This is a genomic window from Uliginosibacterium sp. sgz301328, from assembly GCF_041807905.1.
Taxonomy (GTDB): Bacteria; Pseudomonadota; Gammaproteobacteria; order Burkholderiales; family Rhodocyclaceae; genus JBGVSA01.
This window is the reverse complement of sequence record NZ_JBGVSA010000019.1, coordinates 41,555-55,137: the sequence shown is the minus strand read 5'-3', so window position 1 is coordinate 55,137 and position 13,583 is coordinate 41,555. Positions and strand designations below refer to the sequence as shown.

Annotated in this window: 13 protein-coding genes and 1 pseudogene; 7 read left to right on the top strand and 7 right to left on the bottom strand. The window is 64.7% G+C overall.

Translation table 11 applies throughout. From position 1 onward, the window contains the following. Position 1: 1 nt before the first annotated feature. The gene (locus ACDA63_RS14695) at positions 2 to 469 is read left to right on the top strand and encodes a glutaredoxin family protein (protein WP_373664021.1); all 468 of its coding nucleotides are present in this window, start codon (positions 2 to 4) and stop codon (positions 467 to 469) included. 120 nt (positions 470 to 589) lie between these two features. Here the strand turns inward: ACDA63_RS14695 and ACDA63_RS14690 are convergent, their stop codons facing one another. After that, positions 590 to 1,519: a PP2C family serine/threonine-protein phosphatase gene (locus tag ACDA63_RS14690; RefSeq protein WP_373664020.1), complete on the bottom strand. Its 930-nt coding sequence runs from the start codon at positions 1,517 to 1,519 to the stop codon at positions 590 to 592. After that, entirely contained in the window at positions 1,516 to 2,469 is a 954-nt protein-coding gene (locus ACDA63_RS14685) for a serine/threonine protein kinase (protein ID WP_373664019.1), read from the bottom strand. The genes ACDA63_RS14690 and ACDA63_RS14685 overlap by 4 nt, the downstream gene beginning before the upstream one ends. 111 nt (positions 2,470 to 2,580) lie before the next feature. Here ACDA63_RS14685 and ACDA63_RS14680 point away from each other — a divergent pair, with 111 nt between their 5' ends. The 6 genes and pseudogenes from ACDA63_RS14680 to ACDA63_RS14655 all read left to right on the top strand — a co-directional run bounded on the left by ACDA63_RS14680 (position 2,581) and on the right by ACDA63_RS14655 (position 8,434). Beyond that, positions 2,581 to 3,447, top strand: a complete 867-nt coding sequence (locus ACDA63_RS14680; protein ID WP_373664018.1) for a YicC/YloC family endoribonuclease — start codon at positions 2,581 to 2,583, stop codon at positions 3,445 to 3,447. A gap of 62 nt (positions 3,448 to 3,509) precedes the next feature. Beyond that, complete coding sequence (gene gmk, locus ACDA63_RS14675) at positions 3,510 to 4,118, top strand: guanylate kinase (RefSeq protein ID WP_373664017.1); 609 nt, start codon at positions 3,510 to 3,512, stop codon at positions 4,116 to 4,118. A 94-nt stretch (positions 4,119 to 4,212) separates the two neighbouring features. Continuing rightward, positions 4,213 to 4,386 (top strand): annotated as a pseudogene (gene rpoZ, locus ACDA63_RS14670) (DNA-directed RNA polymerase subunit omega); the annotation flags it as partial. A gap of 153 nt (positions 4,387 to 4,539) precedes the next feature. Next, a complete protein-coding gene (locus ACDA63_RS14665) occupies positions 4,540 to 6,753 on the top strand; it encodes a bifunctional (p)ppGpp synthetase/guanosine-3',5'-bis(diphosphate) 3'-pyrophosphohydrolase (protein ID WP_373664049.1) in 2,214 nt (737 codons plus the stop codon). Between the two features lie 45 nt (positions 6,754 to 6,798). Continuing rightward, the gene (locus tag ACDA63_RS14660; RefSeq protein ID WP_373664016.1) at positions 6,799 to 6,987 is read left to right on the top strand and encodes a DUF3460 family protein; all 189 of its coding nucleotides are present in this window, start codon (positions 6,799 to 6,801) and stop codon (positions 6,985 to 6,987) included. 43 nt (positions 6,988 to 7,030) lie between these two features. Further along, positions 7,031 to 8,434 carry an exonuclease domain-containing protein gene (locus tag ACDA63_RS14655; RefSeq protein WP_373664015.1) on the top strand — a complete coding sequence of 468 codons (1,404 nt, stop codon included), beginning with the start codon at positions 7,031 to 7,033 and terminating at the stop codon, positions 8,432 to 8,434. 13 nt (positions 8,435 to 8,447) lie between these two features. On the opposite strand, the gene ACDA63_RS14650 is transcribed toward ACDA63_RS14655, so the two are convergent. The 5 genes from ACDA63_RS14650 to ACDA63_RS14630 form a co-directional block, all read right to left on the bottom strand. Further along, the gene (locus tag ACDA63_RS14650; RefSeq protein ID WP_373664014.1) at positions 8,448 to 10,580 is read right to left on the bottom strand and encodes a TonB-dependent receptor; all 2,133 of its coding nucleotides are present in this window, start codon (positions 10,578 to 10,580) and stop codon (positions 8,448 to 8,450) included. A gap of 87 nt (positions 10,581 to 10,667) precedes the next feature. Then, entirely contained in the window at positions 10,668 to 11,000 is a 333-nt protein-coding gene (locus ACDA63_RS14645) for a hypothetical protein (RefSeq protein WP_373664013.1), read from the bottom strand. Between the two features lie 16 nt (positions 11,001 to 11,016). Next, a complete protein-coding gene (locus ACDA63_RS14640; protein ID WP_373664012.1) occupies positions 11,017 to 12,066 on the bottom strand; it encodes a GTP-binding protein in 1,050 nt (349 codons plus the stop codon). A gap of 7 nt (positions 12,067 to 12,073) precedes the next feature. Then, positions 12,074 to 12,877, bottom strand: a complete 804-nt coding sequence (locus ACDA63_RS14635) for a ZIP family metal transporter (RefSeq protein WP_373664011.1) — start codon at positions 12,875 to 12,877, stop codon at positions 12,074 to 12,076. Continuing rightward, entirely contained in the window at positions 12,878 to 13,450 is a 573-nt protein-coding gene (locus ACDA63_RS14630; protein ID WP_373664010.1) for a Fur family transcriptional regulator, read from the bottom strand. Positions 13,451 to 13,583: the final 133 nt, after the last annotated feature.

Below are 13,583 nucleotides of genomic sequence, written 5' to 3'. Positions count from 1 at the left end.
GATGTATCGAACGACAGTGGGTTTTGTCTGCGTCATGCTGGCGCTGGTTGCGGCCAGTGTGGCGAGCGCCGAGGTCTATCGCTGGGTCGACAAGAACGGCAAGGTCAATTACTCGGACAATCCGCCACCGGACGCCAACATCGAACAACGCAAGCTCAATGACAACAAGATGGGGGCCGACAAGTTGTCATTCGAAACCCGCCGCGCGATGGAGACCTTCCCGGTCACGCTCTATACCAACCCTGACTGCAAGGAGTTCTGCGACAAGGCCCGCGCGCTGCTGGCCGCGCGCAAGGTGCCCTACTCCGAGAACAGCGTGGTGACGCAGGACCAGATCGATGCCCTGCTCAAGCTCACCGGCAATAAGGAGCCGCGCGTACCGGTGCTGACCGTCGGCCGCAAGACGATCGATGGTCTTGAGCCGAATTCATGGAACGCGGCGCTCGATTCGGCGGGGTACCCGAAGTAAATGGCGAGCGGGCCGACGCATCTGCCGACGGCCCTTTCTAATGCGCGCTCGTGTTGCGAGCGTGGTCGGGCAAGCAGTTTCGAGACAGCCTGTGGCCGCAGAACATTCGGCGTGCGGTTCTCACCTGCCCGGATCGAACCGGCTGTATTTCTTGATCGCCTGGTTGATTTCCTGGATCGCCTGTTCGATTTCGTTATCGGACAGATTGGCCGCATCCGGCGCGCGACCGCGCGCGAAACCTTCCATCTGGGTGGTGACCGAATCGACCGGCATGGTCGCCGTGGAAATGCTCGCCGGCAGGCCGTCGGCGTAGTCCTCGTGCCAGCGCATCGACAGCATCGACAGGTTGTCGCAGGTTTCCCCTCCGGTGTGCTGCGCCTCATCGAGAAGGCGCGGCGACACCTTGAGGATGTCCGCTTCGCCCATCTGGTGGGCGATTTCGTCATTGGGCAGATTGCCCCAGACACCGTCCGAACACATCACGATCAGGTCGTTGGCGAACAGCGGCATCGGCGAGGAAAACTCGATCTGCGGCGAATGGCTGCCGCCCAGGCAGCTGAAGATGCGGTTGCGCGCCGGGTGGCGGGCGGCTTCTTCCTCGGTGATCAGGCCCTGGTCGAGCATCAGTTGCAGGCGCGAGTGGTCGCGCGTCTGCGCAATCGCCCGGCCGCGCCGCACCAGGTAAAGGCGCGAGTCACCGGCATGCGCCCAGAAAGCCACGCTGTTCTGCACCACGCAGGCCACGATGGTGGTGCGCGGTGCTTCGGGCAGCCCCTTGTCGAAGGCGTAGTCGAGGATGGCGTTGTGCGCGTTCGACAGCGAGCGCGACAGGAACATCAATTCATCGCGCAGCAGCGGCTGCGCATTACGCTGGAAGGCTTCGATGATGTATTGCACCGCGATCTGGGCGGCGATTTCACCGTACAGATGACCACCCATGCCGTCGGCGACGACCATCAACAGCGCTTCGCGGGTGTAACTGTAGGCGACGCGGTCCTGGTTGTTGGGCCGGCTGCCGGCCCGGCTCTCTTGGTAGATCGTGAATTTCATGATTTGCCGATGAGTGCGCGCAGACGATTGCCAACGATGTCGATGAGGCGGGCGGGCGGCTCGGGGGCCGCCACGCGGGCGCGCGTGAGCAGGGCCTTTTGCAGGGCGTAGACGCTCTGCGGGCGGTCAAGCGGGTTCAATTGCAGGCACCAGTCGATGGTTTCGAGCAAATGCGCGGAGTACTGGCCCGCGAAACGCTTGGTCGCCCACTCGATGGTGTCCTTTTTGATGCGTTCGTCCGAACGTTGCGGAGCATGGCCGGCCAGACAGGCATACATGGCGGCACCCGTGCTGTAGATGTCGCTCCACGGGCCCAAGTGTTCGCGGTCGTTGAACTGTTCGGGCGGCGCAAACCCCGGCGTGTACATGGGCTTGAGCATCGGCGTGTCGGCGGCCAGCGTCTGGCGGGCCGCGCCGAAGTCGAGCAGTACCGGCGTGCCGTCGTTGCGCAGGTAGATGTTGGAAGGCTTGATATCCAGGTGCAACAGCTTGTGTGCATGGACTTCCCGCAGACCATTGAGCAGCCGGGTGAATACGCCGCGGATCAGGCGCTCCTTGACCTCGCCGCGGTTGCGCTGGATGAAGTCCTGCAGCGTACGGCCGCGCTCGAACTGCATCACCATGTAGACGGTGTTGTTGGCGCGGAAGAAATTCAACACCCGGACGACGTTCGGATGCATCAGCTTGGCAAGCGCGCGGCCTTCCTCGAAAAAGCACTTCATGCCGTAGCGGAATGCCGCCTGGTGTTCTTCGGTGATTTGGGGCTCGATCTCGCCTTCCTTGCGCAGCGCCAGCGAGTTGGGCAGGTATTCCTTGATCGCGACGGGCGTGCCGTCGGCGTCCATGGCGAGGTACACGATCGAAAAGCCGCCCAGGCTCAATTGCTGTTCGATGCGGTATTGCTCCAGCTGAAAGCCGGACGGCAGTGGGCTATTTGCTTGAGACGGCATGTGTCTGGGCGTTATGATCCGACAAGCGGCGGCTTTTTCAGGTTGTACAGCTATTCGGGCAGTGCGATTTCGGCCTCGCCCGCCGCTCATTCGATCACACGGATAATTCCAATGGTATATAGCATGACGGGCTACGCGGCCCTCTCGCGCGACGTTGGCCGCGCGGTGATGCAAATCGAACTGCGTAGCGTCAATTCTCGTTATCTCGACCTCGCCTTCCGCATTGGAGAGGACCTGCGCTTCGCCGAGCCCATCGTTCGCGAACTGATCGGCGCGAGCCTAACACGGGGCAAGGTCGAATGCCGCATGAGCCTACAGGCGGCGACCGCCGGCGAAGCCTCCATCTCTGTTAACGGCGACGTACTCGAACAACTGAAGCTGGCGCAGGCGCAGGTGCAGGCTGCGTTTGGTCAGGCTACCTTGCTGTCGGTGGGCGAAATCCTGCGCTGGCCGGGCGTATTGGCCGAAGACGCGCTGCAGGCCGAGGCCCTGGCGCCCGAAGTACAGGCGCTGGCGCGCGCCGCCCTCGACGAACTCCGCGCCACCCGCGCTCGCGAAGGCGAAAAGCTCGTCGTCATGCTGCTCGACCGTGTGTCGCTCATGCGTGAACGCGTGGCCGCTGCCGAACCCATCGTGCCCGCTGCCGTGGCTGAATATCGCGAACGCATGACGCAGCGCCTGCGCGAAGCGGTGGCATCGCTCGACGAAGACCGTATCCGGCAGGAAGTCACCCTGTTTGCCCAGCGCGTCGACGTGGCCGAGGAAATCACCCGCCTGTCGGCCCACCTCGACGAAGTCGAACGGGTGCTCAAGAAAGGCGGCGCGGTCGGCAAGCGGCTCGATTTCCTCATGCAGGAACTCAACCGCGAGGCCAACACGCTGGCGTCGAAATCTGTGTCGACGGAACTGACCTCGATCGCCGTCGACCTCAAGCTGTATATTGAACAGATGCGCGAACAGGTCCAGAACCTCGAGTGACATCCGCGCCGGCTTGTGGCGACGTCGTCGCGACAGGTCTGACGCGACGACGCAACGGATATATGACAGGCATTCTCTACATCGTTTCGGCGCCTTCCGGCGCCGGCAAAACCACACTGGTCCGCGGGCTTCTCGCGACCGACCCGGCAGTACGGCTGTCCATTTCATACACCACGCGGGCCCCGCGTACGGGCGAAGAACAAGGCGTGGCCTACAACTTCACCGATGTGCAGCGCTTCATGGCGATGCGCGAAGCGGGCGAATTCATCGAGTGGGCGGAGGTCCATGGCAACTACTACGCCACTTCCGCCCCTTGGCTGCGCAGCCAGCTTGAAATGGGCCAGGACGTCCTGCTCGAAATCGACTGGCAGGGCGCCGAGCAGGTAAAGCGCCAGTTTGCCGACGCGGTGGGCATTTTTATCATGCCGCCGTCGTACGAAGTACTCGAATCGCGCCTGCGCGGACGGGGTACCGACCACCCGGATGTGATCGCCCGCAGGCTCGATGCCGCCCGCGACGAGATGCGCCGGGTGAACGACTTTGATTACGTTATAATTAACAATGACTTGCAGGAAGCAACTGCGGATCTGTGTGCGGTGGTACGTGCAGCACGCCTCAAAACGGCCATTGCACGGGCCCGCCACCCCGGTGTCTTCCTTCCAGACGCCTAGCGCGTTATAAGGTTTGTAGGCCATGCATTGCGCTCCCCGGAGCGCTTGAAGTGGCCGCCGCGGACCCCAACTGTTTTTTCTTCAGGAGTTCTACATGGCCCGTATCACGATCGACGACTGCCTGCGCAGGGTTCCCAACCGCTTCCAGCTCACCCTGGCTGCGACCTATCGCGCCCGTCAACTGGCCGCCGGCAGCTCGCCCCTGATCGAAGCCGACCGCGACAAGCCCACCGTGACCGCGCTGCGTGAAATCGCCGCCGGCAAGGTCGGCCTGGAAATGCTCAACCGAGGTCAGGCGTAAGCCTGGGGCGGGACGGGAGGAACCTGTATGGAGCCGGCTCCCCGCGTCCCGCATGCGCCTGCCAAAACGACCAAGTCGACGGGGCCCCGCCTGACGGTCATCGAAGGCGAAATCACCGACATGGCGCCCGCCAACAACGGCGAAGGCGCGGTCAGCCTTGAAGCGTCGGAGTTCGCTCGCCTCAAGGCGCAGGCCAGTCGTTACCTCAAGCCGGAAGAACTCGACCGGCTCGAAGCGGCCTATCACTTGTCGGCGGATGCCCATTCCGGGCAGTTCCGTATCAGCGGCGAGCCCTACGTCACGCACCCACTGGCCGTCACGCAGATGCTGGCGACCTGGCACCTCGACGTGCAGGCGCTCATCGCGGGCCTGCTGCATGACGTGATGGAAGACACCGGCGTCACCAAGGACCACATCGCGGGCGAGTTCGGCAAGACCGCCGCCGATCTGGTCGATGGCGTCTCCAAGCTCGACAAGCTCGAATTCCAGTCATACAAGGAAGCCCAGGCCGAGAACTACCGCAAGATGTTCCTGGCCATGGCGCGCGATGTGCGCGTCATCCTCATCAAGCTGGCCGACCGCCTGCACAACATGCGCACGCTCGATGCCGTGCGGCCCGACAAGGCCCGCCGCATCGCCCGCGAGACGCTCGAGATCTACGCCCCGATCGCCAACCGGCTCGGGTTGAATACGATCTACCGCGAACTGCAAGAGCTGTCGTTCCGCCACATCCACCCGATGCGCTACCGCGTGCTCAGCAAGGCGCTGCGGCAGGCGCGGGGCGATCGCCGCGAGATGGTGGCGCGCCTGATGGGCAGCATCCAGGAACGACTCGAACAGTGGCACGTAGAGGCCGAAGTCCACGGCCGCGAAAAGCATCTCTACGGCATCTACCGCAAGATGGTCGACAAACACCTGTCGTTCTCGCAGGTGCTCGATATCTTCGGCTTCCGCATCATCGTCAAGAACGTGCCCGAGTGCTACCTCTCGCTGGGTGCGTTGCACGAGCTCTACAAGCCCGTGCCCGGCAAGATCAAGGACTACATCTCGATCCCCAAGGCCAATGGCTATCAGTCGCTGCACACCACGGTGATCGGCCCCGGCGGCACCCCGGTCGAAATGCAGGTGCGCACGGTCGACATGCACACCGTGGCCGAAAGCGGCGTGGCTTCGCACTGGCTGTACAAGGACGATTCCCAACCGCTGTCCGATCTGCAGCGCAAGACGCACAACTGGCTGCAATCGCTGCTCGAACTGCAGACCGCGTCGGGCGACTCGGCGGAGTTCCTCGAGCACGTCAAGATCGATCTGTTCCCCGGCGATGTGTTCGTGTTCTCGCCCAAGGGCAAGATCTTCAACCTGCCGCGCGGCGCCACGCCGGTCGACTTTGCCTACGCGGTGCACACCGACGTCGGCAACCGGTGCGTCGCATGCCGTATCAACAATGAGTTGATGCCGCTGCGCACCGAGCTGTCCAACGGTGACCAGGTCGAAATCATCACCGCCGTGCACGCCAGCCCCAATCCCGCGTGGCTGTCGTACGTGCGCACCGGCAAGGCGCGCGCCGAAATCCGCCACTTCCTCAAGTCCGTCCAGCACGAAGAAGCCACCGCGCTGGGCGAACGTCTGCTGATCCAGGCGCTACGCAGCCACAGCTTCGTGCTGGCCGACATCGGCGACCCGGCGTGGGAACGACTGCTGCGCGAAGTCGGCCTCAAGCATCGCAACGAACTGCTCACCGACATAGGCCTGGGCAAGCGCCTGGCTGCGGTGGTCGCCAAGCAACTGGTGGATGCACAGGGCGCGCAGCAGGCCAGCCATGGCGACGAGCCACGTCCGCAGCGCACCGCCAGCCCGATCCTCATCCACGGCGGCGAAGGCATGGCGGTGCAGATGGCCCGTTGTTGCCGGCCGATTCCGGGCGACCCCATTGTCGGCATGATCCGCAAGGGGCAAGGGCTGGAAGTCCACGTCAATGATTGCCCGGTACTGACCCGCAACCATTCGTCCGAGCGCGACCGCTGGGTCGACGTCGAATGGGAACTCGGCACCGAACGCATGTTCGACGCCAGCATCCGCGTGATTGCCGAGCAGCGCCGCGGCGCGCTGGCCCGAGTGGCCGCCGCCATCACCGACCAGGAAGCCGGCATCCAGAACGTCAGTATGGAATCCGAGCGCGGCGCACACATCATCATCAATTTCACGCTGCAGGTGCAGAACCGTCTGCATCTGGCGCGCATCATGCGGGCCATCCGCCGCATACCCGACGTCGTGCGCATCAACCGCACGCGTGGCGACAACAAGATCGCCGACAAGAACGAACGCCGTAGCTAGCGGCCCCGACCAACCCCATCAAAGCAATCCCTGGAGTCTGACCAAATGGCGATGTACGAGTCCGAACACACCAAGTTCATGCGCGAATTCCTCGACAAGCACCCGGAAGAGCTGACCGAGCAGCGCAAGGGCCGGGCCCTGTGGTGGGACAAGCCGCAAGACGTCGAGACCACCAAGGCCAACGCCCAATCGCTCGTCGCACAGAAGCCCTACGTCTACCAGACCGAGGTCTGACCCCAGCCATTGGCCGGCGGCAACAGCCGCCGCGGCCGCACAGATGATCTTTCCGCGCCTTGCCATCGTCGACCTCGAAACCACCGGGGCCGACGCCACCACCGAACGCATCACCGAGATCGCCATTCTCATCACCGAGGGCGACGTTCTGATCGAAGAATGGTCTTGCCTGGTCGACCCGGGCATTCCCATTCCACCGCGCATCCAGGCGTTCACCGGCATCACCGACAACATGGTGTCGGGGCAGCCGCGCTTTGAAGACCTGGCGGAAGAGGTCCGCGCGCGTCTCGCAGATGCAGTGTTCGTGGCCCACAACGCGCGCTTCGACTACAACTTCCTGCGAGCGTCGTTCGAACGCATCGGCCAGAGCTTCGACGCACCCATCATGTGCTCGGTGAAGTTCTCGCGAGCACTCGACCCCCAATTCCCGCGTCATGGGCTCGACGCCCTCATCGAGCGCGGCAACTACATCATCGAATCGCGCCACCGGGCGCTGGATGACGCGCGCGTCGTGTGGCAGTTCCTGCGCGACACGGTAGGTCGACGCGACGCGGATACGGTGCGCCGCGCGTGGTCGCGCGCGTATTCCACGTCGACCGTCCCGCGCCTGCCAACGGGCGAACTCGAAGCGTTGCCCGACAGCCCCGGCGTATTCGTTTTCTACGGCGGCGACGGTCGTGTATTGCAGATCGGGCGCGCCCGCGATCTGCGCTCACAGGTGCTCGGGCTGTTCACCGGCACGCGCAACGACAACCGCAGTCGCAGCCTTGCGGCACGCGTGCGCAACGTCGAAACCTATCCGACGGCTGGCGAGCTTGGCGCGCAATTGATGGAGCTGGCCATCGCACGCCAGTTCGAGCCAGAAAAGCGCCCCGGCGCTTACGGCTGGCGCTGGCATCGTCAAGTGCTGCCGGGCCTGGGGCCGCTGATGCACCTGGAAGACCTTGCGGCGTCCGACCCTGGCGACTGGAACGGCGTGTACGGTTGTTTCCGTGGTGAGCGCGAAGCCGACACCGTGCTGCGCGAACTGGCACGCCGACATAAGTTATGCCTGTCGCGCCTCGGGCTGGAGCACGCATCGCCGTGTCAGGCGCTCGCCTTCGGCCGCTGCAACGGCGTGTGCGTCGGACAGGAGAGTGTTGAAGCGCACGACGCACGCCTGGCGGCGGCGCTCGCCACCCTGAGCGCCCGCGCGTGGCCGTTCGCCGGCCCGATCGTGGTGCGAGAACATCACGAAGCCTCGGCGCGCAGCCAGGCGCACGTCTTCGATCGCTGGTGCCATCTCGGCTCGGCGCTGTCCGAAGAGGAGATCGGCGACAGCCTCGCGGCGCCGCGCGTTTTCGACGCCGACATCTATCGCCTGCTGCAACGCTGGCTGGCCGCGCCCGGCCACAGTCTGCAGATCGAGCGCGTCGGCGTGCCCGAGCCCGCCGACGCACAGCGCTGACCGCTCGGCAGCGTCAGAACGTCCCCTGTATCCCCAGCATCGCGCTGCGACCGCCTTGCGGCGCGATGTCCTTGAGCACCGAGCTGTGCTCGCGCACCTCAGCATCGAACAGGTTGTTCAGCTTGAGGAAGGCCGACAAGGTCGCTCCATGCACGGGTAGCGCGTAGCTGAACACCGCGTTGACAACCGTGTAGTCATCGGTGGGCAGTTCGTTTGCCGCCACACGCCGCTGCGCCGCTCCGTACTTGATGTCTACGCTCGCCCCCCAACGCCCGAACCCGTAGTCAGCGCCCACGCCGAGATGCATCGGCGAAATGCGCGGTAGCGGCTGGCCCGTGTCGACATTGCTCGCGCGGATGTAGTCGGCCATCGCCTGCAGGTCGACGACGCCATGGCGTCCTTCGTAGGCGCGATACGTGCCTTGTGCTTCAAGTCCTGCGAAACGTGCGCGTACGCCGCGTTGCTGCGCCTCAGGCAGGATGTCGGCGCCACTGGCATCTGCAATGCCGTCGCCGTTGACGTCGACCGGATTCAACTCGCCGTCCGAGCCACGCGTATTGCCGGTGTTGTACAGCGCAATGTAGTTGGCAAAGCGCGTGTAATAGGCGCTGACGCTGGCCGAGTGTTTGTCCTTCTTCCAGCGAAGCTGCGCGTCGACGCCGTTGGATCGCTCGCGCGACAGGTCCGGGTCGCCCACTTCGTACTGACTGGTGGCGACGTGCGGGCCATTGGAGAACAGTTCGTTGTAGGTCGGCGCACGTTCGGTGTGCGACAGATTGGCGCCGGCCGAGAAGCCCCGGCCAAGATCATAGAGGCCACCCAGCGCTCCGCTGGTGGGCGTGAACGACCTGCGCTGCGGATCGCCGAAGCGCGACGTGCCCGGCACGTTGAGGTCCTCCGGCCCGCCGCCGGCCGAATCGATGTCCACGTTTTCGACGCGGCCGCCGAAAGTGAGCTTGAGCTTGCCGACCGGCATCTCCTCATACACGTAGCCAGCCTGTGAACGTGTGCGCACATCCGGCAGCAGCGCCTCGTCGCCGAGCGCGTTGAAATCGCTGCGCGCCAGTTGCAGCCCGACCACGCCCATCAACGGGCCGATTGCGCCATGCGTGGCTTCCAGGCTCGCTTCCCACCCCTTGTTGTTGAAGATGGTACCCACCTCTCCGTCTTCGATCTCGCGGTGCTGGTAATCGGTGTATGCAGCGCGCACGCGGACCTTGCTGATGGCGCTGCCAAGGTCCGAGAACTCCGAAGCGAAATCCCAACGGTTGCTCTTCATGCGGATGCGTACGTCCTCTTCTGCCACGGTGCCGTAGTCGGTGTTAAAGCCTGAGTACGACACGCCGGCATAGCCGTGATCCAAGGTCACCGATGCACCCGCCGCACCACCGTTGCTGGTCGAGTCGCTGTTCGGCAGCTTGTCACGCGCTTCTTCGTCTTGCGGGGACTGCCCGCGCAGGCGGGCCGAACGCGCATAGCCGGGGATCGACAGATCGTCCGTGATACGGCGATAGCCATCCACGTGCAGTGCCACGCGCCCGTCCCCGCCTTCGAGGACGACCGCCCCGCTACGCTCAATGGCGGCACCTCCAAGCCGGGCTTCCGCGCGGCCGGTCAAGCCCTCGATGGCGGCGGTGGGGACGCGGCTGTCGATGCTGTTGACCACGCCGCCGACGGCGCTGCCGCCGTACATCAATGCGGCCGCGCCGCGTACGACTTCGATGCGATCGACGACGAGCGGGTCGACCGGCACGGCATGGTCGGGGCTCAGCGCGGAGACATCGAGTGTGCCGACACCGTTCTGCAGAAGACGGATGCGGTTTTCGTCCAACCCCCGAATGACCGGGCGCGAGGCGTTCGGCCCGAAGTCACTCGATGCCACGCCGGGCAGCCCATTGAGCGTTTCGCCGAGCGTACTGGCGCGGCGCCGGAACAGCTCCTTGCCGGCCAACACGCTGGTCGGCGAGACAAGGTCGAGCAGATCGCTGCCCAGCGGATTGGCTGTCACCACGATAGGCGGCAGCACGGCGATGTTGTCGTTGTTCTGTTGTGCGATGGCTGCCAGCGGGAAGGCGCCAGTCAGCGCCAGGACGAGTCGGTGCAGCGCTACCGGGCGCGTGGCCCGGCGGCGATCAAAGCGGTTCATGTGGTTCTCTCCGGTCATGGCGCACGCGTGCGCCGGCCTCGCCGGACGTCGCGCAGCGAAGCGATTGAATATGGGCAAGGGGTACGGCTAGGCGCTCAGGGGTGGCGCGCGAGCGTCGCCATGACGGAAGAAGACAGCGGCATGACCGCTGTGGATGGGATGGTGGGGCGTGTGCGAGCGCGGCTCGCTGCCAATGGTCGCGGCCACCATCGGCACGGGTACGTGACCATGGGCCGCGTGCTCGCACATCGCGCACAGCGCATCGCTGGCTGACGTGTCGTCGCGGGGAGAGCCATCATCCGCCGTGGCGAAGGCGTGGCTGTCGGCAACCACGTGCCCGATGCTGTGCATCGAAGCGGCGGCCTGCGTGAGCAGCAGGCACAGCGCGAGCAGCCACGGAAGCCAGCGGCGCGATGACATGGCGGATCTTGACTGATCAGTGGGGCGTATCGGAAGCGACGAGCGCGTTGAAGGCATGCTCGATCACGGCACGCGGCAAGTCGCGCACGATAAAGACGAGCCGCGTGTCGCGGTCGTCATCGGGCCACGCCGCCAATGACTCGGTCGGATAGCGTTCGTGCTGCACGGCGTGAAAAAGTCGCGGAGCGTGTTCGCCCTCGATGGCAACCAGCCCCTTGATGCGCAGTAACTGATCGCCCACGGTCGATTGCAGCAGGTCCACCGCGCTGGAAAAGTCACCCCACGCAAAAGGCTTGTCGAAGCGCAGCACGTAGGTGGCGATGCGCCGATCGTGCAGAACTTCCGGCGCGTCATAACCAAACGCACCAAAAACACCTGCGCGGGCGACCAACCGTTCTTGTTCGGCAGCGGCCGCCTCGTTGAGCCAGCGCGCGACATCGGCGGGGCGGGCGTCGGCATCGTAGGCGCCCATGCCGGCCACGAGGCTGGCGTCGTTGGCGTCGACCGCATGCAAGACACGTGCGGTCGGATTCAACGCGCCGACGACGGCTTCGGCCGAGTGTGTCGTCGCCGCGTCAGCGATGTCGGTCTTGGTAAGTACGATGCGGTCGGCGACGGCGATCTGCTTGAGCGCCTCGGGCTGGCGCTCGATCTGCTCACGCACGTGGCCCACGTCGACCGTGGTCACCACACCGTCCAGTACGAAGCGCGGCGCAAGGAAGAAGTCGTTCATCAGGGTATGGATCACCGGCGCCGGATCGGCGAGGCCGGTGGTCTCGATGATCACGCGATCCAGCGCCGGGATCTCGCGCCGCAGCCGGCGCATGAAAAGGTCGCGCAGGCTGCGCGACAGATCGCCCCGTACGGTACAGCACAGGCAACCGGATTCGAGCAGCACGATTTCTTCGGCGACCTCTTGCACCATGTGGTGATCGAGGCCGACCTCCCCCACTTCGTTGATCAACACGGCCGCGCCCGACAGTGCCGGATCGTGCAACAGGCGCTGCAAGAGCGTGGTCTTGCCGCTGCCGAGAAAGCCCGTGAGGAGCGTGACGGGAATGCGCATGGCCGACTCAGTGGCCGTGGCCGCCGAGCAGGCTGGGCAGTCCGATGGCGGCAATGCCCGCGAGCATGGCGGCGATCTGCCACACCGAGGTGTGGAAGTGCGCTTCGCGACGCAGCAGCGGCAGCAAGTCGGAGATCGATATGTACAGGAAGCTCGCGGCCGCGATCGTCAGACAGTACGGCAGCATGTTCTGCATGTGCGACAGCGCGAAGTAACCCAGCACGCCGCCCGCGATCGACATCAGGCTCGAAACGCCATTGAAGGTCAGCGCCTTGCGGGTGCTCATGCCGGCCGCCCGCAGGATGGCGAAGTCACCGGCTTCCTGCGGGATTTCGTGCGCGATCACGCCCAGCGCGGTGCTCCAGCCCAAAGCCGGGCTGACGAGAAAGCTCGCCGCCAGCAGCACGCCGTCGACGAAGTTATGGAAGCTGTCGCCGATCATGACCGACAGCGCGGTGTCGTGACGGATATGGTGGTGATGGTGCCCGTGCGAATGCGCCGATTCCTCGTGGTGACCCTCGCCTTCCGGATGCGAGTGGCGCCACAGCGCGACGCGCTCGGCGCCGAAAAAGGCCAGCACGCCAACGAGCAGGGTGGCAAAGATGGCGTGCGGCTCGATGTTCATCTCGGCTGCGGATTCAATGGCCTCCGGCAACACATCGAGCAGCGCCACGGCCAGCAGCACACCAGTGGCGAAGCCAACCAGGCGCGGCAGCCAGCGTTGCGGAAACCCCGCCACGATGAGCCCGGCCACGAGCATGCTCAGCACGCCGCCGAGCAAGGTGGCGATCACGATCGATCCGAGCAGCATTTATTGTTGTCCTTGCTTTTTCTTGTATTGACGAGGGGTGGCGGCAGCGCCCGAACGACACTGCGCGCAATGGCCGCTGACGTTGAAGTCGATGGCGCGGCCGACAAAGCCTTGTGGCAGGCGCGGTTCGGCCACGCTGACGTCTTCGAGGCAGAACACACGCCCGCAATCGTCGCAGCGGAAATGCGCGTGCGCCGTGTGTTGCGCAGCCTGCTGCGCGGCCGAAAACCGGAACACGCGCTGGCCGTCGGCCACGCGATGCGCCAGCCCTGTTTCCACCAGCCAGTCGAGCACGCGGTACAGCGTGACGCGATCGAACCCGCTGTCGGCGAGTGCTGATTCGATGTCGTGGTGCGACAGCGCATGTGCGCTCGATTCGAGCAGCCGCATGACCGCCACGCGCGCAGGCGTCGCACGTGCGCCAAGTGCGCGGATACGGTCGGCCAGTTGCGAAGGGGAAGGCGATTGCGACATGCCGCGCATTTCAACACAACTGCATTGCTTGTGCAACAGTGTTGCATTAATGGAGCCGCGACGCATCGGAACGAGAATGACGTTGTCGTCCTGGTGCATGCGTGTACCCGCCTTGGCGCATTGCACCGCCGGGCGCACAAACCATGTCGGCGCAAGGCACGCATTCGGTACATGAACGGTCGAGCCACGATTTGCCCCGACGGGCTACACGCAGGCCGCCCGGCGGGCCGTT

Bases quoted from the DNA above. Each gene is read 5' to 3' on its own strand.
- ACDA63_RS14695 (WP_373664021.1), top strand. From the start codon at position 2: ATGTATCGAACGACAGTGGGTTTTGTCTGCGTCATGCTGGCGCTGGTT.
- ACDA63_RS14690 (WP_373664020.1), bottom strand. From the start codon at position 1,519: ATGAAATTCACGATCTACCAAGAGAGCCGGGCCGGCAGCCGGCCCAAC.
- ACDA63_RS14685 (WP_373664019.1), bottom strand. From the start codon at position 2,469: ATGCCGTCTCAAGCAAATAGCCCACTGCCGTCCGGCTTTCAGCTGGAG.
- ACDA63_RS14680 (WP_373664018.1), top strand. From the start codon at position 2,581: ATGGTATATAGCATGACGGGCTACGCGGCCCTCTCGCGCGACGTTGGC.
- gmk (WP_373664017.1), top strand. From the start codon at position 3,510: ATGACAGGCATTCTCTACATCGTTTCGGCGCCTTCCGGCGCCGGCAAA.
- ACDA63_RS14665 (WP_373664049.1), top strand. From the start codon at position 4,540: ATGGCGCCCGCCAACAACGGCGAAGGCGCGGTCAGCCTTGAAGCGTCG.
- ACDA63_RS14660 (WP_373664016.1), top strand. From the start codon at position 6,799: ATGGCGATGTACGAGTCCGAACACACCAAGTTCATGCGCGAATTCCTC.
- ACDA63_RS14655 (WP_373664015.1), top strand. From the start codon at position 7,031: ATGATCTTTCCGCGCCTTGCCATCGTCGACCTCGAAACCACCGGGGCC.
- ACDA63_RS14650 (WP_373664014.1), bottom strand. From the start codon at position 10,580: ATGAACCGCTTTGATCGCCGCCGGGCCACGCGCCCGGTAGCGCTGCAC.
- ACDA63_RS14645 (WP_373664013.1), bottom strand. From the start codon at position 11,000: ATGTCATCGCGCCGCTGGCTTCCGTGGCTGCTCGCGCTGTGCCTGCTG.
- ACDA63_RS14640 (WP_373664012.1), bottom strand. From the start codon at position 12,066: ATGCGCATTCCCGTCACGCTCCTCACGGGCTTTCTCGGCAGCGGCAAG.
- ACDA63_RS14635 (WP_373664011.1), bottom strand. From the start codon at position 12,877: ATGCTGCTCGGATCGATCGTGATCGCCACCTTGCTCGGCGGCGTGCTG.
- ACDA63_RS14630 (WP_373664010.1), bottom strand. From the start codon at position 13,450: ATGCACCAGGACGACAACGTCATTCTCGTTCCGATGCGTCGCGGCTCC.